General features: G+C 44.5%; 23 protein-coding genes. 5 read left to right on the top strand and 18 right to left on the bottom strand.

Annotation, left to right across the window (positions count from 1 at the left end; genetic code table 11):
• Window positions 1-141: 141 nt before the first annotated feature.
• From L0660_RS26395 to L0660_RS20540, 10 genes are all read right to left on the bottom strand, one after another.
• Window positions 142-291, bottom strand: coding sequence for a recombinase family protein (locus L0660_RS26395; protein ID WP_409013450.1), 150 nt, complete (start codon window positions 289-291; stop codon window positions 142-144).
• Between the two features lie 336 nt (window positions 292-627).
• Window positions 628-930: a recombinase family protein gene (locus tag L0660_RS20580; RefSeq protein WP_235161137.1), complete on the bottom strand. Its 303-nt coding sequence runs from the start codon at window positions 928-930 to the stop codon at window positions 628-630.
• Between the two features lie 448 nt (window positions 931-1378).
• On the bottom strand, window positions 1379-2341 hold the full coding sequence (rhuM, locus tag L0660_RS20575) for a virulence protein RhuM/Fic/DOC family protein (RefSeq protein WP_235161136.1): 963 nt from the start codon (window positions 2339-2341) through the stop codon (window positions 1379-1381).
• 240 nt (window positions 2342-2581) lie between these two features.
• Window positions 2582-3163, bottom strand: a complete 582-nt coding sequence (locus tag L0660_RS20570; RefSeq protein WP_235161135.1) for a hypothetical protein — start codon at window positions 3161-3163, stop codon at window positions 2582-2584.
• A complete protein-coding gene (locus tag L0660_RS20565) occupies window positions 3160-4095 on the bottom strand; it encodes a relaxase/mobilization nuclease domain-containing protein (protein WP_235161134.1) in 936 nt (311 codons plus the stop codon). The genes L0660_RS20570 and L0660_RS20565 overlap by 4 nt, the downstream gene beginning before the upstream one ends.
• Entirely contained in the window at window positions 4085-4462 is a 378-nt protein-coding gene (locus L0660_RS20560) for a plasmid mobilization protein (protein WP_235161133.1), read from the bottom strand. The genes L0660_RS20565 and L0660_RS20560 overlap by 11 nt, the downstream gene beginning before the upstream one ends.
• Window positions 4463-4586: 124 nt before the next feature.
• Window positions 4587-5516, bottom strand: a complete 930-nt coding sequence (locus L0660_RS20555) for a toprim domain-containing protein (RefSeq protein ID WP_235161132.1) — start codon at window positions 5514-5516, stop codon at window positions 4587-4589.
• A 220-nt stretch (window positions 5517-5736) separates the two neighbouring features.
• Window positions 5737-6186 (bottom strand): hypothetical protein, encoded by a 450-nt coding sequence (locus L0660_RS20550; protein ID WP_235161131.1) that lies wholly within the window; start codon window positions 6184-6186, stop codon window positions 5737-5739.
• Between the two features lie 45 nt (window positions 6187-6231).
• Entirely contained in the window at window positions 6232-6942 is a 711-nt protein-coding gene (locus tag L0660_RS20545) for a primase-helicase family protein (protein ID WP_235161130.1), read from the bottom strand.
• Window positions 6939-7235 carry a helix-turn-helix domain-containing protein gene (locus tag L0660_RS20540; RefSeq protein WP_235161129.1) on the bottom strand — a complete coding sequence of 99 codons (297 nt, stop codon included), beginning with the start codon at window positions 7233-7235 and terminating at the stop codon, window positions 6939-6941. Before L0660_RS20540 ends, L0660_RS20545 begins: the two co-directional genes overlap by 4 nt.
• Window positions 7236-7521: 286 nt before the next feature.
• Here L0660_RS20540 and L0660_RS20535 point away from each other — a divergent pair, with 286 nt between their 5' ends.
• The gene (locus L0660_RS20535; RefSeq protein ID WP_235161128.1) at window positions 7522-8268 is read left to right on the top strand and encodes a hypothetical protein; all 747 of its coding nucleotides are present in this window, start codon (window positions 7522-7524) and stop codon (window positions 8266-8268) included.
• Here L0660_RS20535 and L0660_RS20530 read toward each other — a convergent pair.
• The 3 genes from L0660_RS20530 to L0660_RS20520 are packed head-to-tail and all read right to left on the bottom strand — an operon-like array spanning window position 8263 to window position 10919.
• Window positions 8263-8538 carry a hypothetical protein gene (locus tag L0660_RS20530; protein ID WP_235161127.1) on the bottom strand — a complete coding sequence of 92 codons (276 nt, stop codon included), beginning with the start codon at window positions 8536-8538 and terminating at the stop codon, window positions 8263-8265. The genes L0660_RS20535 and L0660_RS20530 overlap by 6 nt on opposite strands.
• Before the next feature lie 38 nt (window positions 8539-8576).
• Window positions 8577-9758 (bottom strand): hypothetical protein, encoded by a 1182-nt coding sequence (locus L0660_RS20525; RefSeq protein WP_235161126.1) that lies wholly within the window; start codon window positions 9756-9758, stop codon window positions 8577-8579.
• A 3-nt stretch (window positions 9759-9761) separates the two neighbouring features.
• On the bottom strand, window positions 9762-10919 hold the full coding sequence (locus L0660_RS20520) for a phage integrase SAM-like domain-containing protein (RefSeq protein ID WP_409013448.1): 1158 nt from the start codon (window positions 10917-10919) through the stop codon (window positions 9762-9764).
• A 490-nt stretch (window positions 10920-11409) separates the two neighbouring features.
• Between L0660_RS20520 and L0660_RS20515 the strand changes: the two genes are divergently transcribed.
• The 3 genes from L0660_RS20515 (at window position 11410) to L0660_RS20505 (ending at window position 16688) form a co-directional block, all read left to right on the top strand.
• Entirely contained in the window at window positions 11410-11610 is a 201-nt protein-coding gene (locus tag L0660_RS20515) for a hypothetical protein (RefSeq protein ID WP_235161124.1), read from the top strand.
• An 82-nt stretch (window positions 11611-11692) separates the two neighbouring features.
• Window positions 11693-13141: a hypothetical protein gene (locus L0660_RS20510; RefSeq protein ID WP_235161123.1), complete on the top strand. Its 1449-nt coding sequence runs from the start codon at window positions 11693-11695 to the stop codon at window positions 13139-13141.
• 193 nt (window positions 13142-13334) lie between these two features.
• Entirely contained in the window at window positions 13335-16688 is a 3354-nt protein-coding gene (locus L0660_RS20505) for a C25 family cysteine peptidase (protein ID WP_235161122.1), read from the top strand.
• 81 nt (window positions 16689-16769) lie between these two features.
• Here the strand turns inward: L0660_RS20505 and L0660_RS20500 are convergent, their stop codons facing one another.
• On the bottom strand, window positions 16770-17153 hold the full coding sequence (locus tag L0660_RS20500; protein ID WP_235161121.1) for a hypothetical protein: 384 nt from the start codon (window positions 17151-17153) through the stop codon (window positions 16770-16772).
• 42 nt (window positions 17154-17195) lie between these two features.
• Complete coding sequence (locus tag L0660_RS20495) at window positions 17196-20648, bottom strand: ThuA domain-containing protein (RefSeq protein WP_235161120.1); 3453 nt, start codon at window positions 20646-20648, stop codon at window positions 17196-17198.
• A 121-nt stretch (window positions 20649-20769) separates the two neighbouring features.
• Between L0660_RS20495 and L0660_RS20490 the strand changes: the two genes are divergently transcribed.
• Complete coding sequence (locus L0660_RS20490) at window positions 20770-21498, top strand: NrtR DNA-binding winged helix domain-containing protein (protein WP_255712400.1); 729 nt, start codon at window positions 20770-20772, stop codon at window positions 21496-21498.
• Between the two features lie 57 nt (window positions 21499-21555).
• Here L0660_RS20490 and L0660_RS20485 read toward each other — a convergent pair whose 3' ends face one another.
• The 3 genes from L0660_RS20485 to L0660_RS20475 form a co-directional block, all read right to left on the bottom strand.
• Window positions 21556-23022: a Gfo/Idh/MocA family protein gene (locus L0660_RS20485; RefSeq protein WP_026631804.1), complete on the bottom strand. Its 1467-nt coding sequence runs from the start codon at window positions 23020-23022 to the stop codon at window positions 21556-21558.
• Between the two features lie 226 nt (window positions 23023-23248).
• Window positions 23249-24427 carry a dienelactone hydrolase family protein gene (locus tag L0660_RS20480; protein ID WP_235161119.1) on the bottom strand — a complete coding sequence of 393 codons (1179 nt, stop codon included), beginning with the start codon at window positions 24425-24427 and terminating at the stop codon, window positions 23249-23251.
• An 80-nt stretch (window positions 24428-24507) separates the two neighbouring features.
• The gene (locus L0660_RS20475; protein ID WP_235161118.1) at window positions 24508-26283 is read right to left on the bottom strand and encodes a RagB/SusD family nutrient uptake outer membrane protein; all 1776 of its coding nucleotides are present in this window, start codon (window positions 26281-26283) and stop codon (window positions 24508-24510) included.
• Between the last annotated feature and the right edge of the window lie 12 nt (window positions 26284-26295).

Genomic DNA, 26295 nt, shown 5'->3' with positions numbered 1-26295 from the left:
TTGATGAATATAACCACCGAAGACCTCATGAAGGACTCGGCAATATGACACCTTTTGAATGGAAAGACTTGCTGCTGAAAAAGGAAATACAACAACAAATGGCTGTCTGAAAATCGGGGTACATACACCAGACCCTGCCCATTAGATATAAGTTACAATTTCTTCTAAAATACTCTGAAAGTCCACTCTCATTTCTTTCAAGTCAATCATTACCTTGATCACCTCAAAAGTTGTCAGGCTCAATCGGTGAATTGTCCAAACAATTACGACATCTCCTTTGTGAAGATGGATTTCATCTTAATATCCTGTTTTTGTTTGAACTCCTGAAATCTTCCTCCGACCTGCGTTGCCAAGGTCATCAAATTGCAGGTCTTGGTTCTGATGGACTTCGAATCCGTGTGAACTTTAAGAATCTTTGCACGTAAATTTCAGAATTAAATTGCAGTGAGATGAATATTTATTCAGACCTTCAGGGATGTTACAATCGCAAAACGCATGAGAAGTAAAGTAAACCTTTATTTAGGAATTCTGGTCCAACCGTTCAATCTCAATCCCTTCATGCTTTAAGTAATTATAAAGCATTGCCTTAGTCTCGATTTTAAGTTGCTCACAAATTTGCTTCGTTGTCTATTTTGTATTTGTGTAAAGGGTAGCAGCAAGGCCAGCTATCTCCTTGGCTTTTTTAGTTAAATCGTTTGGCCTGCCTACTACGCGGCCCCTGGCACGTGCGGCTTCCATTCCAGCCAAGGTCCGTTCCATCAAAATTTCTCCCTCGTTCTCGGCAAATACCGAACCTAAAATATACCAAAGCCGACCCATTTTTGTTGAAGTGTTGATCCCTTCTGAAATACTCCGAAAGTCTACACCCATCTCTTTCCAGTCAACCATGAGCTTTATCAATGTCGTAAGTTGTTCTACTAAGACGGTCAATTCTGCAGACTACTATTACATATCCTTTGCGAAGCTCAGAGATCATCTTTAAATATTCCGATCATTGGTGGCGGCGCCTGAAATCTTTTCATGATATATTTTCTCGCAGTCTGCTTTTTTAAGGGAGTTAAATTGTAGATCCTGATTCTGTTCAGCCTTCGAAAGACAATGTATCGGATCACCATTCCAAATACAGTTTAACTTTCCCGTTCGCAATAAAGCATTTGTTTTGGTGTACCACTAATCCTTATTTCAAAGTATCGTCATTAAGCATTTTAGTAGCCAAAAGGGAGAAAAATGAAAATCTAGGAGTACATAAAAATCACAGTACTCCCGTTGCTATCGTAACAATAATATTTAAAACGCACATTGCTCTACTCCAAATTAATCTGACAAGGATTTATGGGCTATAAACCTATTACCCTGGACTCTTAAATAGGCAAGAATGTCATTGATTCCGATTAAGAACGCTGATAATCAACTTCTTAACTGTATCCATCTCTTCTGGTTTGCTGGCCGCAGCAAAAAGCGTCAGACTTGCAAGGGCTTCATTGCTGATAAGTGAGGCCCCGCCTGCCGATTTTAAAAGGCCGTTACTTTCTAGGAACAACAGGAAACAAGCAGCAGCAATTCGCTTATTCCCGTCGACAAATGAATGGTTTTTAATGATCAGGTAGAGTAATGTGGCGGCTTTCTCTTCAATTGAGGGGTAAAAGTCTATCTCTCCAAATCCTTTGCTTATCTGTGCTACGGAGCTTTGGAAGCTATCATCCTTTTCCTTACCAAAAATATCTGAGTCGAAATCCCTTCTCATACTCTCAATGATGTTTCGGTAATCTGATACTTCCGGATACTTCGCCTGGCGGGTTGTGATACCTTTCGGATCCAATTGTTCATGATCGTAGTCGTCTAGTAATTCAAGACCTTTAGCAAATTGGTCGAGCAATGTCAGATCTGCATCGTCGGTCTTTATTTCAATTGCCCGGCTGAGTATCCGGATTCCGTCCCTTAAGGTTTGTACCTCTTGCTGCTTTTGATTCAGTCGTTTCTCGTTAATCGCATAACCCTTGATCAGATAATCTCTTAGGCGCTGAGTTGCCCATTGTCGGAACTGAGTGGCTTTTGTTGAATTCACCCTGTAGCCAACAGATATTATAACATCCAGGTTATACAAGTGCATCTTTCTTTTCTTTCCGTCTGCTGCAACCTGTTCCAAAATGGAACAGGTTGCAGCAGGATCTAACTCATTAGATTTATATATGTTGTTAATATGTTTTACCACCGCGGGACGCTGAACTGAAAATATTTCAGCTAAGGAATGAGCGTCCAGCCAAACGGTTTCTTCTCCGAATTTTACTTCTATCTGCGTCTGCCCGTCTTGGCTTTGGTAGATTTCTATTTGATTTTGCATTTTCTAGATTTAGAATTCAAGTTTACAATAAATTCATAAATGTTAATAAGCCGTTGCGAATGGAGCTGATCTCTATAAGGATGTAAAGTGATACACCATTGCTCGTCTTGCTCTTCCTGGTGCGTAAGTCAGGTACAGAGGCTCATAGACTCAGTTGTTCCTAAACGAATTTCCCTAAACTTTACTACCAAACTTCCTATTAAATCAATAAAGAAGATTATCCGACAACAAAAGTCAAAATCAATCCTTTTTAAGTTTGTTAAGCATTTCTCTCGCTTGCTTCGCCTCATTTTGCCTCTGTTGCAATAGTTCCTCAGCTTCTAAAACCGTTAGTTCATGTGCCTCGCGCTTCTGTGTTTCAAGTTCCGCTCTGTCAGGATCTTCATAATAAATGCTATCAACTCTCTCTGTAAGTTCCGGGCTGAGCTGCCTGGCAATCCGAAATTTGAGATCGCTGCCTTGCAGTCGGTTGCTTTCCATGTAATTGTTAATGGCCACTGCGATGCTTATGGCAGTAGAGAGCAACAGCACTGCTGCCGAGATAATGAAGCCCTTCGATTGAAGGTCGAAATGATGGTGGTGCCTGACTTCTGATGCCTTTGGTACGTTTGCAACTGCTTGCTGAATATGAGAAAGGTAAGTCTTTAAATGTTGACTCGAACTTTGATTTAAATCCTCTTTTAATTCAATCAGCGTATCGGCCAGCGTCTTGTTTTGTGATTCAGTAGCCGTTTGGATCAGGTTCTCAATTGATGCATTTTTCCTGATCACAAGCGAAAGCACTTCTTCAATCGATTCGAGTTGTTCTTCTATCTTTTTCATAAGCTTTGTCCTAAGTATTTTTTACGTTTTTTCTTTTTTGATGGATTCGAACTCTGCTGGTCAAATTGCTGGATAGGTTGCAGCAAGTCATCCAGTATTCGATCGTCGGGGATCTGCTGTGAGAGGGTTGCGAGCCGGAATGTTTCTTGCGGGCGGGAGGACTGATATTGTGGCTGCATCCGAAACGGCTGCGACATCGCCAGTTCCTGGTTGTGCCGGATTAGTGCGTCTAGCCTGCCAAAGCTTAAACTCCGATCGATCTTTGATCCTTTAAATTGCAGATCGCCTTTGGCAAAGTTGACGCCTTGGATCTCACTAGTGCCAGATTTATACTTGAAAATGGTCTCGATGCCTTGCCTTTCCAACCTGGCGCGCAGTTCATTCCAGCTTGCAGCGGTTGCGCTTGCTGATTTGATAGCATCATACAATTCATATCTTACTTTGTCGCCACCTTTCAGCTGCTGCCGGTTGACCTGCTGTTTGCCCTTACCGAAATGATATCCGTATCTGAGCGTGATCTCTTTGCAGACCTTGTGGTTCCTCTCTTTTTGAAACCGGTCTGAGATGGCCTTGCCTTCATTGCTAACCCGGTTATAAATAATGTGCAGATGTGGATGATTTTTGTCCTGGTGCTCAACAAGGATAAACTGCGTGCTGGTGCTCTCCATCTTTTCCATATAGTCTAATGCACGTTGCTTCATAATCTCAGGCGAAAGCCGGGCTGCATCTTCCTTGCTCCAACTCAGCGAGATATGCCCGACTGCCTTTGTCAAGTCAGGGTTTAATTTCCTTTGCATATTAAAATCATCGATTATGGAGCGCACTTGATCTGTTCTCACGCCTTCGGATAGCAACAGGCTCGCTTCCTGCTTTTCCATCGCATAGCGGATCACACCGCCGAAGCTGCTGCCAATCGTCACCTTACCGATCATCGCCGCCAAGCTTTTTCAGGATTCCATCGATTTGCAAAAGCAGTTCTTTGCAGGATTGCCGGATGAATGTTAATCCTTCCTTATGGGCAAGGTGCGTCAGCTGATTAAGGTTGTTGGCCATGCCTGTTAGTGTCCTGAAATGTCTGAGGTCATCAGGTTTTAATCTGGCCAAAACTTTTGCTTTTTTGGCAGCCTGCCTAAACCAGGCGCTTGGTTTCATCCCGGCATCCTTGGCCTTTTCTTCGATCAGAAAACGCTCGTTTTCCGTCAGCCTGACCATGAGCTGAGTTTCCCTTTTTACTTTTTTGCGTGGCCTGCCACCTTTGGGATTGTAGGGCTTTGGGTCTTTGATTTCTGTCTTTTCCATCTCACATTCCATTATCTGTATTAACCCTTTTGCGACCAACGGGAGAAAAAGGCAAGTTTCCAGTCACGCGGGAGCGGGACGGGTTTTTGCGAAGCGAAAACACAAACTTGCTCCCCAAAGAGACTCATAGACTTAGCCCCCTCGACTTTTTCAAATCCTTGCGTTGTGTCGTGTCTTGCTGTATTGGCTTCTGTTCTAGTAAGTACTCATTGAGATCTTTAAACTTCTGATACATACCAGATGCATCGACGGCGTTCAGACCAGCGGATTCATATTTTTCCAAAGCTTTTCTGCCTGCATTATCATGATCCAGATAGAGAAAAACATTATGGTAGCTTTTCAAAATGTCCATACTGCGATCCACAAAACTGACAGAGTTTAGGATCAGAAAATCACTAGGGACAGAGCTTTCTTTTCTTAGCGTCAGAAGTGAAAGAAAATCCATAAAACCTTCCATTATACTAACCGATCGGCTGCCATTTTCAATGTGGCTGATATCCTTAGGAGATGACGAGCCTTTGAAGTTTTGACTGCGAAGTTCATATCCACCGGATCTGTTTTTAAAGCCTACTGCAAAGTAGTTTTTGTCTCCGATCTGGTAATACACTTCCTGACAGTGCATTCTGGCAATTTCGGACGCAATTCCTCGTGACTTGATGTAATTTGTAATAGCAGGATTGTTCCCCAATGGCTGGACATGCGAAATTTTTATTCGCGAAATACTTTCTTCCTGGGTAACGCTATCCAATATATGTAATGGTCTTCTTAACGCATATTGCTGTTGAAATAAAAAAGAACCTGCTTCAAGCTTTGATAGCAATCCTTTCACATCACACTTAAAAAGCTGGCATCCCAGATCAATAATATCTCCGCCTATGCCACTACCATGATCATAAAATAGGTTGAGCTTTGTGTCAACTTTGAAGGAGGGTGTATTTTCCCGGCGTAATGGAGACAGATACCAATGATCTTTTCCACGGCTAAACTCAGGATGGATATGATGGCTTTTCAGGAACTCTACAATAGAGATCTCTTTGGCTTGCTGGCAAGTCATAATTACAAGAGTTAAAAAGTTAAAAAGACTGATGAATTGATGCGCTAAGCTCTTACCTTTCTCTATTTCAACCGCTTAGCTCATCATCGAAATCTCATCAAATAGCATCGAACGTCGCATCATGGTTTTCGGATTGATGCGCTGCTGATGCAATCTTGATGCATCATAATTTATTGACTATTAATACATTAAACCTATTTCTCATCAATTCATCAAAATATTAGATGATATCATTGTACTCATTTATCTGCTTTTTCGACAGGGTATAATATCTGCCTTTCCCTGTTTGCTCAAACACACTACCATCAGTAAGAAACTTGTATTGTAGGTAGCTCAGTGAGTTTTTAGCTGGAACCAGTTTCCAAGTATTTTGCAGGATCCGTTTAATTTGTATGAGATCTTTGTACCGGACATGCTTTTTATTAAGCCAATCCTGCACGTCTGCAGTACAGAACTTTATCTCGTCTAAATCTTTTTCATCCACAATTGTCAATAGGACATGGGCAATCTCTAATTCCAGTTTATTCCGGTTTTGGTTGAGCAGCTTCTTTAATGCCGGTGTGGCTATCTGTGCGGCGGTAAACCACATACGTGTCTGCTGCTGATAGGCGAAGTCTCGGTGAATGAGAAAATAAATAAAGTAGGGAATCTCAGACTGAAGCTCAGCCAACAGTTTCTCGTTATCGAATTTGAGCGCCGGGATTTTCCGAACCCATTAACGGATTTCACCAGGCTCGGCAATGATAAAATGATCTTCGTTGTTGCTGCAAAGAATAAATTTTCCGAAGAACTCAATCTCCTGCCGGTCAAATCCCTTAGCTTCTATTTTGTAAAACTTAGCCGTACTCAAATTTTTGATCCGCTCGGAATCTTCTTTCCGGTCAAGAAATGTCTCATCTACCCCAATGATTAGCTTCTGAGCCCATTCAATATTGAAATTAGACCGAAAATCCTCATTGCTGTTAATGGTCATATTTTCTCCGAAAATGGATTTGACAAAGTGAAGAAAAGTAGTTTTTCCAGTATTACGTTCTTCACTGACCAGGCAAAGGATTGGTAGGATCTGTGTAGGTTTTTCTAAAAGCACTTTGAAATAGTCATATCCCATTTCTATCTGTTCTCCGAAAATATGTCGGAGAAAACCGAAAATAGTGATCGGGTCACCTTGTTTGGCGACATGCTGAAATGGTTGATAACGGTTGTAAAAGCCGACCACTTTTTGCTCATAGTTCAAGTGGCTGGGCACAAAACAAAATCCATCATACCGGTCCACCTCGTTTTTGAGGTATTCACGATCATGATCCAGCCGTATGCAATCCGCGGACCATGGGATCAAAGTGGACATGGTGTCGCCGGACGAGAGCGGCTTTCTTACTTCCTTGAAGTAGCTCGTTCCAATCCTCAGATACTTGTGTTTTTCTTTCATTGTTTCGCTGAGATTGGTGTCTGACCATTAGCAACCCATTCCAAAAGCTCTTGTCTAGAAAATAGGAGCTTACCTTCGATCTTACAGAACGGAATCTTTTTTCTTTTCACCAGCCCATATATTGACGTCTCTTTGTATTTGATAAGCTGCGCTGCTTCTTTAGTATCTAAGAGCGTATCAGTATCGTCCGATTTGGGAACTGGTTGCAGTAGTAATGCTTTTCTAACTGAGGCTTCGATCAGCTCATGCAGTTGCTGCCCTGAGAGTGAAATCAAAACGGTTGTGTCCATCATATCTGTCAGTTTTAGTGATGGGCAAAACAAACTTGAAAAAACTGAGAAAAGGAATAAAACGTTGACTACGTCCAAAAGGAAAACTATCGAGAAATAAACTTTTTTTACATTAATTGGCTCGATAAGCACGAACCGGTGCGGCTTAGCTGGGTTGATTATAGCATAAGCAGGACTGCTCCTCCTCCAATCGAAGCATCCGCGTCCTAGCGCATTATTTTAGACTGACGCAAGCTTTGATCACTTAAGATAAATCGCTTAAATTTCAGTGTAAGTTGATATATATTCAGTGAAGAGCGAAGAACAAATCATCCGAGAACTGGCGGAAATTAAACAGGCCATTGTCAGAATTGCAGGCACGTCAGAGCTTCCAAAAGAAGAACAATTCTCTGTAAGTGCGTTGGATAAAGCTGCGGTAGAGTTAAAAAAGTTGGCAATCACAAGAGGTGAGTGGATACAAGACAGAGATTTAAGCCGATATTTTAAAGGCGTTTACAATGGAGGGAAGTTCATTAGAGAAACCTTTGGATTCAATGATTACTTTACAAAGGGTAAATCATATTATTATCGTAAGTCCAGTATTCTCAGGCTATCACAAGAATTAAAATCTCGCAATGTCGATTTGGCTCGCTATATGGAGCTCAAGGAGAGTGAAGCAAAATTTCAAGAAAAGGTTGCAGCAGTCAAGGCAGCGAAAAAGAAAGAAAAAACTAAATCACGCTTTCTACTACCGGATTCTCTCAAAGACATTACAACTGATGGCTTTCAACCCCCAATTGAACAGGTAGAGACTGAATTGAAACAGCTCCAAAAAGACTTCATCAACGAAAATCTTTCAAAATACATTGATGTTTATGGCAGGCATGCAATGCTAAAATTCCGTTATCCGTTTTCAGGTTTTGTTGGTAAGGAAATAAAATCGAGGTGCAAGCGATGGTGCGACCAATACAACATGGCCTGCCAAGCACTTTCTGAGTTAACCGGAAAGCAGTTAAAGTTCTCCCCTCCGGAGAATCCCAGCGCTTACGAATTATAAAGGCTTTTTTCTTCTACCTACTGAAATCTTGAGCACTTCTGATTCTAAATACATCGCCTTCGTTCTTCCTTTTACCAGTTGTGGCTTTACAATACCGGCATTCACGGCTTTTAGGAAAGCTGCATTACTTGCTCCGGTAAGCTTTAAAGCACCTTCTTTTGTAAGTAGTTGATCCTGTTGCAAAACGCTCTTTAATTCCTCCCTGACAATTGTCCGTATTTGGTTCATAAACTCTTCGACTGTCAAAGAGTGCAGTATGATGGTTTCCATAAAAAAAGGCTTTTAATTAGTGAATGGCACAAATCGCCTTAGCTGGCATATTCGTTGATCTTTCCCAAGACTTTCAAAAAGTCAGTCTTGTAGGTTCCATCAGGTAGTGACTTGATGCTCTGAATAATGTTACCGCGCTCTTTATTAATATTACTCTTGAGGCTGGCAACCTTGGTTTTACTGTAACATGAAAAGGTTGCTATCAACGCTTCACAGTATCTTTCAAGGTTGATGTTGTTGCGGTCAGTGTTCAGTTTGTATGTAATATGCATTAGCAGGTTAATAACTCTCTCATATTTTCCTGGCGGTAAAATATAAAACTTATATTCTGATTGTGGGAGCAGTCCCTTGTTCGCCGAATCGTCAAACATGCAGCCCAATAACTCCAAAACATCTTCTGGTTCAAAAAACACCTGGATGGAATTAATAGGCCGACATTTCCACACTTCTAACAGAATCATCCACAGCGAAATAATCTCATTAACCGGATAGTCCAATGGGATCTTATTAAATTTTGTCCTTTCGACCTGTTCACTGAGTAGGCTTGGCAGAAATTCCTGCTTACCATCTTCTTCAATCGCTGAGTCATCATCCGGCCGTTCCTCAATACGCTGGTCTTTCTCTATGATTTCCTCAAATATATTTTCGTCAGAGACCGACTCCCGAATTCTTACCTCCGGAATAGTACTTTCGAGACTCTGGATCAAATTGCGATATTCTCCAAATGCTTTAACCAGATATGCCTGTATAAATCCTAGGGCATAAAGACATTTGGGAGTAGCAAACCCTTCAAAAAACAAATGATCGCCGCAAAACTCGATGAAGCCACGAAGCCTGGTTTCCTTTACAGCACCATCTGGTAGATTTATGGTGGATTGGATCTCTCTTGGGAAGTCTGAACTTCCATCGTAATAGCCCTCAGAGAAATTGGATCTTATTGCGTCAAGGTGTTCAGCCGAAATAGGATGACTGTGATCTATTAGTAGATCATTTTTGAAAACTGGGTTGTACTCAAAGACTTCTATCAGGTTCATTTCGCTGACAAACAGTGTTTGACGGTTGTTGAAAAGAATCTTTTTGAACGGGAAATAGGAATCACAGTAATCAATTTCCTCTTTTTGAAATATTTTGTCGTTAAAATGCAAATAGGGATGCTTTCCACGATCGTCCGTGTCGAGACCACTAACCGGGTGAAAGCCTGGCAAATCAAAAAAATACATAAGCTAAATAGTTGAGTTGATCAAATCATCCAGTACCGGATCTCCGATATCTTCAAGATAGATATCTGTTGTTTTCAGACTATCGTGACCTAGTGATCTGCCAATATTCTCTTTTGACATTCCGTTCCTGCGAAGTGCCGTTGCATACGAGTGCCGAGCTACATACGTAGTCAACGTCTTTGCGATGCCGAGTGATAAACCCAGCTCCTTTATCTGCTTGTTAACCCTTGTGAGTATTTTCTTCTTCCTGTCCCTAACAGATTGAAGAGTCGCATGCCTCTTGTATAATATCGGAAAGACGTGTCCGGAGTCACTATTCCCCTCCATATTTCGATAATGGTCAAGAATTCGCAAGGCGGTCGGATGCAGCTTAAACCGAAACTCCTCTTTTGTCTTGGATCGGAAGTAATGAAGTTCGTCCCCAATAATGTTGGTCCATTTCAAATCTGCGAGATCGGTAAAATTCAATCCACGGCAGTAGAAACTAAAAAGGAAGTAGTTCCTGGAATTGATCAAAGTATCGTTCTTGGGATCAATTACCTGAGCTTCTATCAAACCTATCTGATCCTTGGTAATCGCTCTCTTTTTGGTTCTTGGATTATTATATTTTGAAAATGCGAAGTCCTTGAATGGATAGTGGGTTTCCGGGCAGTATTTGTTTTTGATGGCCAGCTTCCACAATGTTCGAAATGTGCGCAAGTAGAAACTGCGCGTCGTAATGGCGCAACCTCGTGCCAGGAGATATTCCTCATACTTCACTAAAAAACCTGTGTTGATGCTTAGGAACTCTTTGTCCTTATTGCTCATGAAGTTTTTCAAGCTTTTCAAAGTAGACTCGTAAGTTTCCTTGGAACCAAGACGGTTCTGCTGATCCAAGAAAGCGATGTGCTCGTTGAACACGTCAAAAAGCTTTTTTCGCTCTGGCTCGGTGTTTCCTCCCGTGAGCTTCCTAACCAAGGCCTTTATCTCATCAAACGAAGGCCTGACCCCTTTCTTCCCTTCGGATAAGATATAGAAATCTATTTCGGAAGAGATCGTCCTTAACAGCAGATTGATCTCTTTGTGCTTTGGATGTGCCTTGGATACAGATTGTGTTTTATCTTGCCAATTCTCAATTGAACTGTACTTTTTGGTACTTACCAATTGATTCTTCCTGTCAATGATAATCTAAAGCATAATTGGATATTCCGTCTCATTCGGGGAGCTCTGAGGCCGCAGGATCAATCTGGTTGAAATCGCCATATTGAGATAATTTAGTCGAACATTAGTCGAACATTTGTATCTAATCTTACATAGGCAAACTTAGTGAAAATAATTAAAACCTTGATTATTAGATAGATGATAAAATTGAACTTATGTAAAATTATACAAAATTACCATAAAAAGTTGCATGGGGTGCTAGGGGTCGCAAGTTCGAATCTTGTCATCCCGACAAAGCCTGGTCTAACGACCGGGCTTTTTTGGTTTTATGGCGTATTGGCAAGGGTGCTAGGAATCGCAAGCCGACGGAACGCGTATCGGCGTCATCCTGATTCCATACAAAAAAATCTATCTCAACACCCGAAGTGTATCGCAATGTATGGCTTACCAGCTTGGCACGAAAATTTACTAGCGCGGGATTTTTTCAACCACCCATCCACATTGCGAAATCATGAACGATCACACAGCTGACAATACGCCCAGCCCGGATGAGCATGGCAGGGTCAAATTGGACGATTTATTCACACCTGGACTTTTTAGAAAGCGCGACGGCACTTTCTACAACCGGCCCTTGAACAAAACAAAAAGCGATAAGGCAAAAATCAAAAATCAGGAGGATAAAATCCTGACAGAGCCGGGCGGCAACATTTAAACGACCATTTGCCTGAGTCGATGTTGGCATAATTTTTAATGCATCGCCAGCCTAACAGTAAGTATCAAAATCAGTTTGAATTATGGGAAAAGATCAATCAGGTGGATTTCATCCGCCCAAAGGAAAACCTTCAACCATTAACAAAGTGGAGGGATTAGGAATTTCCAATGCGCCAGCTGAGAAGTTGGATGAGTTTTTGGAATTGGATAATAAATATGTCGAAGACGACCTCACCCTGGATCCGTCGCTGCCGGTCCGGCACCCGAACAGGAACACCTCAAAAGGAGAAAATTCTTTTAAGGGTAAGGAAAATAAGCCTGAAAGTGATAAAACAGCCGAGCTTTCGATAGATGACGAGAATAAAACTGAGCCCGAAGAGCTTCCGCAGGTGCTTGATAAAGAGTTGTTTGTTGAGCTAGCCAGTTACCAGGCGCCCTGCTGCGTTACCATGTACATTCCCACCCATAAGTCGGGTGTGGAAGTGAACGAGAAAAAGGATTTAATTAATTTCAAAAATGCTCTTCAGGATGTTTCAAAACGGTTGGCTGATAGGGAAATTCCTCAGGCGGTAATCGAACAAATGCTGACGCCAGGTTATGAGCTGCTGCAAAACGACACATTTTGGGCTGGCATGAACGAAGGGCTCGCAGTCTTCATTTCGGAGGGTTATTTCAGGTATATTAAAATGCCGGTTGCTCCCGAAAACGAGCTGATGTGCGAAAAAAGCTTCTACGTCTCCCCGTTGATCCCGATCATGGCCAGCAAAGAGCATTTCTTCCTGCTTGTTATCAGCAAGCAGAAATGCAAGTTGTTCAGGGCGGATGCGTTTGGAATGGAATATATCGACGTGCCCGACCTTCCAGAGGAAATGATGGACGTGAAACGGATTTCCGAAAAAGATGCGAGCACCGTTCGTGTAGCAAACAGCTCGGGAGGTGGCGCCAATTTTCACGGAATGGGTGGAGGCAATCCCGACGAGAAAGCCAACATTGCAACCTATTTCGAGCATGTAGATGATATTTTGTACAAACAAATATTGCATACCGAGAATGTGCCGCTTCTCCTGGCCGGGGTGGAATATCTGATCCCGATTTATAAATCCGTTTGCGACTATCATAATGTGTGCAGCGAATCCATAACGGGCAGCCATGAGCACGATGATAAGAATGAACTGTACAAATTGGCCAAGGAAATCATGTTGCCTTATTTCGAGCAACCGTTGGACAAAGCGCTGACGATCTTCGCCAATCAGTCGGCTACGGAACTCACTTCATCGTCTCCCAACGAAATCATTCCCGCAGCTTATTACGGCAGGATATCCCACATTTTCGTAAAAAAGGCAAATCACATTTGGGGCACATTTGATGAAAATTCGAACGAGCTCACACTTGGTGATTCAGAAAGTGCCGACTCGGAAGACTTGCTGGACGAAGCATTGATTAAGACGATTCAGAACGGTGGCGAAGTGTATGTGTTGGACGAGGATAAAATGCCCGCCGAATCGCCTGTTGCGGCGGTGTTCAGGTATTAGAATTATAAAGAGCTGAACACTTGTTAAGTTAACATATGAAGTGGCCCGTCGAGTTGATGCTCGGCGGGCCACTTTGTTATTTGCCGCAGAATAACTGATTCCGCACGGTTACTCAATGTAAAGTTGAGTAGTGAACCGAGTGCTTTTTCTTGCGCAATGCAGGGTAACAGGCCTGCACATTACCAAACCACATATGCTAGATTCTATTTCAATCCTGGCCAAAACAATGACACTAGCCATTGTTGCTTTGCTTATGCAGCACGCAGCCAGCGCGCAATGGAGGCCACCTTATGCAAATAGTTGGATATATTATGAAAAGCCGTATGTAAAAATCGGCATAGCGAAAAAAGGCATCCACAGGATATCGCTGACCTCCCTGCCGAAAGATTTCCCAACCGGATCTCCTGACAAATTGCAATTATGGAGACGGGGAAAGCAAATTTCCATTTTAAGCGCCAATAACAAAGAGGTTCTGTTTTACGCGCTTCCCAATGACGGAGCGAGCGATTCGCTGTTATACCGGCCCATGAACTCCCGGGTTAATCCCTATTTCAGCCTGTATTCTGACGAGGGTGCCTATTTTTTAACGGTCGGAGATGCGCAGGGTGACAGAGCAAAATCTGTTGAACAGCCTGTGGATCAGCGTATGCCTGAACTCACATTCCATCAGGAAAAGGTAACTACGGTTTACCGGGAAGATTATACATTGAGCACGCTGAAATATGAGAGCACACCGCCCTTTTTGAATAGTTTTTTTGTGAACGGCGCCAGCAAGACCAGCCGCATCCAGGATAGAGACGGGGCTGGTTCTATAATGGGAAATTTTGAGTTGAAAAACCTGGCCAGCCATGCGCAACTTCCCAATATTAAGCTGCTGATTCACGGCAGAAGCAACATGGAGCATCAGATAGAAATTTATGTTGGTAAAAATCAAAAGTCATTGCGACTGGTGAATGTGCTGCCGATTTCAAGATTTAGTCCGGCTGCGTTTTCGTTCGACTTAAAACCCGGAGATACCGATGCCGAAGGCAAAGGGATCATTTCGCTCAAAACGACCAAAGCGGATATATTGAACCGGTTTTCACTCACTTATTTCTCATTAAATTTCCAACAGTTACTTCAAATCGATAAGCAGGCAAGTAAGGAATTTACGCTGGTCCCTACCCCGGATCCATGGAGCAGGGTTAATATTAAAGGCGCTTCACAAGATTTCATGTTCCTGGAAATTTCAGACCCGGGCAAACCTGTGATTATAACAGGCAAAAAAGAGGGCATAATGGTGCCCCGGCAAGCAGGCAAAACTCAGGTCCTACTTGCTTCAAAAGAGATTATTAACGTTGATGCAGCCAAAATAAAGGCTGTTAAACTAAAACCATTATCTCCTAAAGAAGCGAACTATATCATCATCACCACCGACACTTTACTGGAAAGCGCAAACCAATACGCTGATTACCGCGCTTCTCAGGCCGGAGGGAGCTTTAAACCTTTGGTTATGGAAATCCAGGAAGTGTACAATCAGTTCAATTACGGCGAACCCAGCCCGGTTGCCATCAGGAAGATGATGTCTTATATGCTTACCAATGGTGGGAAGGACAAATATTTGTTCCTGATCGGGAAATCGATCACGCACAATGAGAAAATGAAGCGGGAGCTGCCGGGAGAAGTGCCCACGATCGGGTATCCCGGTTCTGACGTGCTGCTCGTGGAAGGCCTTGCCGGAGCGGCGAGGGATGTCCCTGCTATGCCGGTCGGCAGGCTGTCTGCTTTTACCCCCCGGCATGTTACCGACTATCTGGAAAAGGTAAAGCAGTATGAAAGCAAGAGCACGGATTACGCCTGGCGGAAGAATGTCCTGCATCTGAATGGCGGCAAAACCGTCGGCGAGATCACACAATTAAAAGGACTGCTAAGTATCCTGGAACCCGATGTTCAAAACGGACAGCTGGGTGGTAAAGTGAAACAATATGTAAAACAACAGGCAATGGCCGAGCCAGAACCCGTCAACATAACGGCAGATGTCAATGCGGGAGCCGGACTGATCACTTTTTTTGGTCATGGGTCGACTTACATCACCGATTTGGATTTCGGCTACATTACGGATGCGCCTCGCAACTACAATAACCGGCGCAAGTATCCGATGATGTATTTCAATGGCTGCGGAGTAGGAAATATATTTACCGGAAGGTCCAACCAGAACCCGAAAACGCCTAAGTCAGATGACAGGATTACCCTTTCACTGGACTGGTTGCTGGCCCCTGACCGCGGCGCTATCGCAATCATTGCTAATTCCTTTCAAAGCTACGTAGGCCCCTCTGCGAAATATCTGCGCAGGTTGTATCATTATATGTTCACAGACCCGGCCACTGTGCATTTGCGGATCGGAAAAATCCAGATGGCAGTTGCCAGTGACATTGTCACCAAGGATAAGGATGAATACAGCATTGCCAATGTGCATCAGTCTTTGTTGCAGGGTGATCCCGCATTGCGGCTCGTCACGGTAGACAGGCCTGATTATTCAGTTGATCCGGAGGAAAGCATTTCACTGCACTCAAAATCGGTGAGTCAGTCGTTTGAATCGTCTGATTCTTTGAAAGTTAAAGTCGAAATGCATAATAACGGCAGGTTCGTTGCCGGACAAGACGTGCGGGTTAAGGTGACCTATTTTGGGAAGCAGGGTAATGTTGTCAAAACACAGATGCTGAAATCTTTTCCTGCTCAAGACACATTACAAGTAACTTTTCTTAATTCAAAAGATATCCAAAAAATCCAGGTCCATATAGATCCTGATCATTTGATTGAGGAACTAAACACAAGTAACAACATTGCAGAACTGGATATTGATTGGGATATTATCAAGACAAAAACTACATTTTCTTCCGGGAATACAAAGGACATTGTGCCGCCTATGCTGACAGTGGAGTTTAATGACAGATTATTACAACACAAGGAAACTATTTCTGCGGATCCGACTGTGACGGTGCTATTGTCGGATGACAGACTGCTTTTGCCGGATACTTCGCTGGTTGAAATATTCTTAAAGCGTTGTGGGGACGATAACTGTGATTTTGAAAAAGTCACATATGGAGAAAACGACATTGAAATCACGATCAAAGACACCAAATCACTACGGCTAAGTTATGCAACGGATCTTAAAGCAGGAACTTATGAAATCCTGGTCAATGCCAAAGACCGCGCCGGCAATGCAACCGCACAGCCTTATAGAATGCTTTTTGAAGTGGTTGATAATGAAAATCCGCCTACCGAACTCGTAGTAAGCCCTAACCCAACATCCGTGTATTTGCGTTTCGAGCTTAAAGTGGCAAAAAATGCGGATCTACGGGCCATCCGGACTGTCATTTACAATCAGCAGGGCATTGTTGTGGAAGATAAGCTTATCACAGTTTTACCGGGAACACTTACAAATGAATGGTATTGGCTGCCCGCCAATCCTGTGCCCGGACTTTACGTATATAAGGTTTTCTTGATCAATGAATGGAATGAACCCTTCGCAACATTGCCAGGCAAAGCAATCATCCATGGAAAATAAAAAGCCCAAAATGAGGTTTCAAACATTTTGAATGAAACCTCATTTCGGGCTAAACTAACTTACTCAGCCATCAACTCAAACCTACTCCTTAATCCGGACCGCCGTAGCATCAAACATTCCGTTCATTACCGAGCCTTTCAAATGGTCATCATCTACTTTTGCCAGGTCCAAAGACACTTCTGTTCCTTGCGCTTCGAAGAAAATGGTCATTTTGTTCCCTTCTTCCATAATGTTTGAGATTGGCAAAGCATTTGGGTTTTTTCCTGTGGGATCTTTCAGTTCACCGGTCAGTTTGCCGTCTTTGCGGGTTAATTCGGTCACCAGTTTAGAATCTCCGTCGGGAGTGCCTACAACCAAAACCTCCCACTTACCCAGGAAAAAGTCGTTCGTTGCTGCGGTTTGGGAAAATCCGTTAATAGCAAATCCTAAAAATAAAAATACGAAGGCGATACTGGTTCTTTTCATTGTTCTGATTAATTAAAATTGAGAGACTGACTATTATTTTCTTTAATTACTTATTTCCGTAAGCTTAAACTCCGCTCCAAGCACAACCATCAGCGAATGTCCATCGGCTTGGGGATTGGTAAATACAAGGTAAACATTGTGCAGTTTGCCATCCGGTTGCCCTGCCAGTTTGATTGGAATACTTAGGATGTTTGGTTTGAAATCCATTTTTTCGGTCGGTTCGAGGAATTCGGACGTTCCTACTACCGGGCCGGTAGGGCTGTCGAGCCGCAGCTCTACTTTTCCACCGGCAGCATTAACCTGCGGCTTTGGTGCGATGGCTTGCAACTGCACCTCCGAAATTCCGCTCAGGTCTGTTTGTTTAAGCACAACATAAGATCCTGATTTCGAAGCAATAGCCAGGTTCATTCCACCATTTGATATCTTCATCATGTCTTCATACACATCGAAATTGTGCATATCCATTTTTGCATTTTTCAGCACAAGCGTCTTCTCCGACTTCAATGATGGCAAGCCGCTTGCACCACTATCCTCATAAGCAGCCCTTACAATGAAAACGCCCTTGCCTTTATCGCCTGCCGGAACTTTGGCCACATAGCTGCCTTTTGCAGGCATTGATTTCTCCTTCGGCTTTTCGTTGGTCACATTCAGAATGTATTTCACCATTTCGGAAGCGTCCGCCGCTGAAAGCTGGGGATGTGCAGCCATGGCCGTTTCACCCCAAACACCTCCCCCACCGGCGATCACTTTCTTAGTCAGTTTCTCAACGGCCGAATTATCGCCCTTGTATTTGGCTGAAACCTCGCGGTAAGCAGGACCGATCGACTTTTTATCCACACTGTGGCAAGCTTTGCAATCACTGGCTTCGATCAGTTTTTTTCCAGGAGCAAATGCGGCGCTGGCATCTGCCGAACGGTGTCCCTGCGCAATGGCGATTTTATCAAAACCTTCGGCCAGGTAATCAATGTTCACTGCAACGCGGTCTGCCTCAATGCCTTTTTCTAATGTTCCGTCTTCTTTGTCAGAAACTTTTACATCATAATTGAAAGGTTTGTTGGCAGCATAAAACGACTTGTTACCCATTGGCATATCGAGGCTCAATACCGGCGGCTCGTTGCCAACCGTAATTTCCATCGACTGCGTGTTGACGCCGCCTTTACCATCATTAACGGTCAAAGTAGCTTTGTAAACACCCAGCTTGGTAAGTGTCAAATTCGCTTCCGGCGTGTTGATCTGCTTTGAGAAACCATTTTTCGAAGTGATTTTCCATGCATAATTCAACATATCGTTGTCTGCATCAACCGTTCCTTTTGCATCGAGTTTCAAAGCAAGCGGTGCAGAGCCGCCCATTTTGTTAGCAGCCATCTGGATCTGCGGTTTGCGATTGCCACCGTTATACTCAATGCGGATCAAGCGCGCATCATCATTCGCTGAAAACCAGCCTGTTCCGTATTCCAGCATATACAAATCTCCGTTGTCCGCAAATTCCATATCCATCGGATTGGAGAACTTGTAGCTGGGCATAAACCGCTCCATAGCAGCATAATTACCTTCCTGATCCATCGTCACAGACATAATCCAGCCGCGCATCCAGTCGTAAGTAAGCAGTTTGCCGTTGTAGTAAGCCGGAAATGCATTATTTGCATTCTTGAACCCATCCGAATAGAAAACCGGCCCAGCCATTGCATTTCTACCACCGCTACCCGTTAAAGGAAACTCCTTCGAGGCGCCATATGGATACCAGATAAATGCCTTTTGAGCCGGTGGAAGCACTTTTAAGCCGGTATTGCTCGGCGAATTGTTGGTAGGCGCAGCAACGTCCCACTTTTCCAAAGACTTGCTTGCCGTAAAATCAAACTTATTATATGCCTTATTATCTCCCACAAAATGCGGCCAGCCAAAATTTCCCGCCTTACGGGCCTGTCCTACTTCATCGTGCCCGGCAGGTCCTCTGCTGGAATCCGGCTTGGCTGCGTCCGGGCCAACCTCACCCCAATATACGTAACCCGTTTTCTGGTCCACGGATATCCTGAATGGGTTTCTGTGACCCATTGTGAAAATTTCCGGCCGCGTCTGCGGGGTTCCTTTGGCAAAAAGATTGCCTTCCGGAATGGTGTAAGTTCCGTCCGGCTGTGGCTTAATGCGTATGATTTTGCCACGAAGATCATTTGTGTTGGCAGAAGATTTCTGCGCATCCCAGGCTGACCTTCCCTCGCGCTCATCACTCGGGCTGTAACCATTCGAGCCATGAGGGTTAGTGTTATCCCCTGTCGATAAATACAGGTTACCCGCTTTGTCCCAGGCAATTGAACCACCCGTATGGCAGCATTCTTCACGTTGCGTTTCCACTTCCAGCAGCACCTTTTTGGTTGCAAGATCCAGCTGGTCGCCCTTCATTTCAAACCTTGCCAGCACATTCTTAGGCGCTTCCGGTATGGAATAATATAGGTAAATCCAATGGTTCTGAGCAAAGTTCGGGTCTTTGTTCAAACCCAAAAGCCCATCCTCGCCTGTCGATTCCTTTCCTTCCTTATTTTTGTACTTCGTACTGACCGGAATGTTGGCAATGTTCTTCAATTCTTTCGTTTTGGCATTATAAAGCCGCACTTCTCCTTTACGCTGAATGAACAGGATTCTGTCTTTGTCCAGCACGCTCAGCTCCATCGGTTCATCCAGCTTTTCTTCCAGGATTACCTTTGTAAAGCGGTTCTCCTCAGGTCGGGATTTGGAGAAATCCACTGTTTTCGGTGAATCACCGCCAGCTGTATATTTGATCCCGGCATACAGATGGTTCAGGAAAAGAGGGTCAGAGAATGTCTCGTCCGTATGTCCCATCGCCGTATAAAACGAGCGGCCGCCGTCGAACTCCTGATACCATCCCATCGGGTGAAAATCAGGGTTTTTGCCACCTATATAGCTCTTTTCATCAATTTTAAGTACAACTTTGATCTTGGGTGAAATGTCTTTGAAGCTGTAAAACTCATCCGTTCTTTCAAATTCATCCGGCATCCCTTGCGTTGCCCAATGATTTTTTTCGGTCACGATGAATTTCCCTTTTTGCACATTGCTGGGTATCATGGGATGATCCAGGAAATAGGCACCTGCAAGTTGTCCATACCAAGGCCAGTCATATTCCGTATCAGTGGCCGCATGTATGCCCGTGTAACCTCCGCCCGCCTGAATGTATCGCTCAAACGCAACTTGCTGCTCATTGGTCAGCACATCGCCTGTTGTGTTTAGAAAAACGACAGTATTGTATTTTTTCAGGTTAGGTTCATTAAACTGGCTGGCATCTTCCGTGAAGCTGACACCGAAACCCTTCTCTTTAGCCATTTTGGTCAATGCTGTTTTTCCAGCAGCAATGGACTCGTGCCTGAAAGAAGCGGTCTTACTGAAAACCAACACATTCACCTTTGTGGTTTGCGCGTCAGCAGATTGAAACGTTAAGCAAAAACTCAAAGCGAGCATGCTTAGTAGTAGAGACTTTACTTTCATCCGTTATCTTAGGTTTGATTGAGTCGAAGCAAAGCTATGATTAATTTATTTATTGTCTTAAATTAAGACAATAAATATTTTTCTATTTTACATTTGTATTGTACTACATCCCTAAACCTACATGATACGTAATCCAAGTGAACAAAATTATATTGAACAGCTGTCTATCGACTGTGTGATATTCGGTTACCACAATAAGCAACTCAAAGTTTTAGTGCCTAAGCTCAATTTCAATGGTGATTTCTGGGCCCTGCCAGGTGGTTTTTTTTCGCAAGACGAGGACATTGATACAGCAGCAAACCGCATTCTTCAGCAGCGGACCGGCATTAAGGAAATTTACCTCGACCAGTTTCACATTTTTGGTAAAGCTGCCAGGAACAGCTTGAAATTCATGACTAAGCTTATTGAACTTAATCCGCAGCTCCTGAGCGAAAACGGGCAGTATGGGAAGGAGTTCAATTGGTTTACAAAAAGATTCGTTTCAATTGGCTACTACGCGCTTGTGGACCTGAACCAGGTGGTCCCTGAAAAAACGGATCTTGACTCGTCGATTGATTGGTATAACATTAAAGAACTGCCAGAAATGATCATCGACCACAACGAAATCGTCACCAAAGCGCTTGAAACGCTTCGTTTCCATCTGGACGAAAAGCTGATCGCATTCAACCTGCTCCCCGAAACATTTACGATGAAAGATGTGCAGGAACTTTACGAAACCATTTACGACAAACCTTTCGCCAGAAACAATTTCCAAAAGAAAATCCTGGATCTGAATGTGTTGGAACGCCTGGAAAAGAAATTCACCGGCGCCGCTAACAAGGCGCCCTATCTGTATCGCAGAAAGAGTTAGGGCACAAAAAAGCCGTGATCGTAGTCACGGCTTTTTCGCTAAAAGTTATTGAGATTCTTAAACTCCCAGGCTCCAACCTTCCCGGTAATTCCGGCGGACGAACTGGTTTACTTCGTCGAAGTTGGTAACCTTCATGTTTTGAGCGTCCCAGAGCATTTTCATGTTGCTTCCCGGATATGTGAAACCTTTTCCGTCTTCTCTTGCCTTTGGCATATCTGCGCCGCGGATGGCGAGGTTGGCACCCAGGATTGCTTCGGTTAGCGGACCTGCCAGTTCGAATGGTGAGCTTAGCTCCATCTTACCGTAACCGGCGATACAGCCTTCCACCCATTGTGCGTAGTGACCGTCTGCGCTTCCTGGTACGCGGGCAAATTTTTGTTTTACTTTCACTTCCTGCATTTTGGTTAATGGCAGCAAACGAGGGTTAGCAGCATATTCGCTGGCCATCATTTTGCCTTTTGAACCAACAAACAAAATACCGCTGTTGCCATCTCCGAATAACTCATTCGGGCCAAGTTCCTCCGGACGCTCCGGCTTGATGCCGCCGTCCATCCAGTGCATGGTTACCGGGCCTTTTGTTTTGGCTGTTTTTGGGAAAGTTAATGTTGCGTGGCTTGATGGCGGGCAACTGTCAGGGAAAATGCCTCTCTTGCCAAAAGCAGTAAAAACGCTGCCGACACTCGCCTGCATATCCGTTGCATATTTCAATCCCAGCACGCGGAACGGAGCTTCCATCAAGTGGCAGCCCAGGTCGCCCAATGCGCCGGTCCCGTAATCCCACCAGCCTCTCCAGCTTCCGGGGATCAGGTTTTCTACATAGTCTTTTTTTGGTGCTGTGCCCAGCCAGAGATCCCAATCAAGTTCCTTGGGAACCGGTGGTTTTTCGGACGGCCAGGGAATGCCTTGTGGCCATATCGGCCTGTTGGTCCAGATATAAACCGTGTCGACGTCGCCAATGATGCCTGCGTCGTACCATTCGTGCAATGTTCTTACGCCGTCGCCGGATGAGCCCTGGTTTCCCATCTGGGTCACCACTTTATATTTTGCAGCGGCTTCGGTGAGTTTTCTTGCTTCGTAAATATCATGTGTCATCGGTTTTTGCACATAAACGTGCTTACCGAGCTGCATGGCCGCCATGGCTACAACTGCGTGCGTATGGTCGGGCGTGGAAACCGAAACTGCGTCAAAGTTTTTGGATTCTTTTTCAAACATTTCCCGGAAGTCCTTGTAATACTTGGCTTTGGGATAATTGGCAATGCTTGTAGCAGCACGGCGGTCGTCTACATCGCATAAATAAGCAATGTCGGCTTTCCCGCTTTTTGCAAAGCTCGCAAGATCTGATGTTCCTTTTCCGCCTACTCCTACACCCGCAACCGTGAGCCTGTCGCTGGGTGCAGTGAAGCCTTTTCCACCCAGCACGTGCCTTGGGACAATCATAAAACCTGCCGCGGTCACACCTGCAGCTTTAACAAAGTCTCTTCTGGAAGAGGTTGACTTTTCACTTGTTGTACTCTTTTTTTCCATCACGGGTTTTGGTTTAGTGCTTTGCCAGCAACAATTCAGCCTTTATCCAACAGTTTGGACAGGTTTATTATTTTGTTAAGCAGGTTATTTTCATAATTTACTCGAAAATAATTCACTGACTTCCTGCCTCCCTAGTGCTACTCCAAAACCGTGTGAAAAGACTATTTAACCTGTCCAGCGTTTTCCTCCAACCGTTTGCATTTCGTGTTGCGACCGTTTATCGTTTTTATGCCAACCATTTATCGAACCAGTCAAATGCGTCAGCCTGCATTTGTGCATCGAACTTGTGCGGGCCATCGTAAAAACCTGCCTTATACTTTTCCGCAGCGCCTGCCTTTTTGAAAATCTGTTTTAAAATATCATCTGCCTGCTTCATTTCTGACAATGTAAACAAGGCATCCTGGTTATTGTTCTGGACCAAAGTGGGCAACGGAACGCGCAGACCTAGTATTTCGGGAAAATCCATATAGTTGGCAAGCAATGGCGCAAAGGTCATCCAGGTATGATTGTAGGACCGGTTCAGCACAAGATCATTGAATGTGGTCATAAAACCAACGCAAACCGCACACTTGATACGGTCGTCCAAACCAGCCAGATAAACAGTCCGAACGCCACCCCCGGACAGTCCCGCACATCCAATACGCTCGTTATCAACATCTTTTCGGGCGCTTAACACAGACAATGCTGCCTGGTCCTCAGCCAGACAAACGCCCGGCCAGGTTGTTCCTGCACAAAAGAGGGATTTGGACATTACATGCTCATGCTCTTTGGACCATTCATTATAGGTCAGAATGTGCGTTTCCTCATCCGGATTCTGATCCGTTTTATCCTGTGTTTTCAACGCCCCGTAGTCCAAGCCAGCAATATCACCATAAAATACACGCCGACTCCCAAAAGCAAATGTGTCGTGCACCAGCACAGCATAACCGCGCCTGGCAATGTCGTTGGCCCATGCGTTACTGCTGTAAACCGCAGCCTGGTGTTTTACGATCATCGGATGTTGCTTGCCGGAAGTCTTTACCAACTTCGGATAGCCAAAATACTTTTTCCCCGCATGATCATGCAGCGCAAGAATGGCTGGCAAAGGCTTTGAGCTTCCCTGAGGTTTCAAAAAAACCGCCTTGGTACGCTTCCCATAAGGCAATTGCCAGGACAGTTCCTCAAAATCCAATCCATCGTAAACATACTTTTTCTCCACCTTCACCACCGGCATTTTCCCCGTTCCTGGCGCAGAAAGCAACTCAGCCGCTTTCGCCCTGGCTTTTGTCTGCCAGTCGGATAGGTTTTCCCAACCGGCATTCCGGAAGGATAATGTTCCTGGCTTCTTTGCAAGATTGGCAAAATAGTTTCCGTATGCACCGATAAGGCTTTTTTCGGGTGGCTGGGTTGGATGGTCGTGCTTCATGGTTCATGTTTGATACAGGTGTTGGGTTGGGATCATCGTGCTTGCGCTTCGGCTCCGCTCAGCGTAAGCACAATGCCCCCCTACTCAATCGTCATCAGCGGTTCCACATTTCGCTCGGCTCCGTCATAGCCTGCATTCTGATTGATCACTCCCTTGGTATTGGCTGTGATAACCAGAGAAGGAATGGGCCATAGGACATGGAATGGGGCCATATTAGCGGTGTTACCCAGCAATTGCACCTTTTTCTCGTACGTGTTATTGTAACGCATGACGCGGTCGTAGAAAAAGTTTTTCTCGCTGAAACTGGCCAGATTGTAGCCTCCCAGGTTGGATTTAGCCATAATATAGGATACTCTTACCAGTTCCGAATGTCGCGGCTCTTCGGCGAACAGCTCGCGGGCGCGCTCGTTCATGATGAAGTCGATCGTTACTTCGCCAGCGGATATGGGCAAGGCTTTGGCCCGCTCCCGGACTTTGTTAATGTCTGCTGCTGCCAATGCATGCTGATTTTTCCAGTAATATGCCTCGGCCCTCAGCAAATAAGTTTCCGCTAACCTGAAAATATACCAGTCCCCATTGCCGCCCACAGTGCGGGCGAGCGGATCGTCCATGGGATTGTACATAATGTAATGCGGCATCGCGTACACGTGCTTGAATGTATCGATCGGATTAGCGAGGAATGCGGTGTTGATCACTTTTCCATAATCGACGGAAGCGGGATTGTTGTAGCGCAGCTCGTGCTTATCCACCCAGTTGATGTCGCTTCTGCGTAAATCTGTTGTGTTTTTCCAGGTTTGCCCTTTATAAGCCCAGATATCATATTGATAGTAACCCGTCAGCCGCACATTTGCATTGCCAATGCCCAGCGAATCCAGCATAGGCCCGCTCCTTACCATACCGGGTTTCCCCTGACTGTCCAGCACCTGTGGCTGAAAATACTGGCAATTATACATCCGCATGGTGTAAAGTCCTTCCGAGCGGGCTCCCGGAGGCGCTTCATAGCGATCAATGGATGCGAGGATGGTTTCCGTATTCTGTGCAATGCTGAAATTCTTGGAGCGGTGCAAATCCCAGATCAGATTGCGGTAAGCCTTGTCCGCATCCAGGCCAAAACGCTGGTTCATTAAGGCATAGGGGCCATTAATGACTTTCGTAGCAGCTTCAATGGCCTTATCAAATTCCAGGTTGGCAAGATAAATTTTTGCCAGTAAATGATGGGCAGCGCCTTTGGTAATGACACCAGGCTTGGCAGCAACGGGCAGCCATTCCGCCGCATACTCCGTATCCGACTGGATTTTGGACAGGATCGCCCAGCGGCTATGCGTGCGAAAATCGAGCTTGGCTCCCTGAATTTCCTCATTAATAAAAGGAACATCTCCGTAGGAATTCACCAAACGATAATACCAGTAAGCGCGGTGCCAGTAAGCCTCGGCCAATATCGCATTCCGCTCCTGCTCGGACTTCCATTCAATGTCGTCGATCCTGGAAATGAGCACATTCGCATTTTTTACAGATGAATAAATGACCGTAAACATCGACAGATAGCGGTAATACATGTCGGTGTTCGGGGTGAGATTATAAAAATCCAGCTGCGACCAGGGCGAGGCCAGATCCGATGCTGCAAATTCCATGGTGAGGTTCGGCATGATCGTAGATGTGGACGCTGTGCCTGTGTTCTCTGTTTTGAGATCCTTGCGCATGGTGATGAGCAAAGATTCGAAACCGGCTTTGTCTGTAAATACATTTTCAGGACTGAAAAAAGACAATGGTTCCGGTTTCAGCCAGTCTTTGTCGCAGGACGATTGTGTCAATAGCAGCACAACCATTGCCAGGGATATGTTAATGAGGCGTTTCATGATTTTAATTTC

This window comes from Dyadobacter sp. CY351, from assembly GCF_021502625.1.
GTDB classification, from domain to species: Bacteria; Bacteroidota; Bacteroidia; order Cytophagales; family Spirosomataceae; genus Dyadobacter; species Dyadobacter chenhuakuii.
The sequence above is the reverse complement of the archived record's forward strand: the minus strand, read 5'-3'. Positions and strand labels throughout refer to the sequence as shown.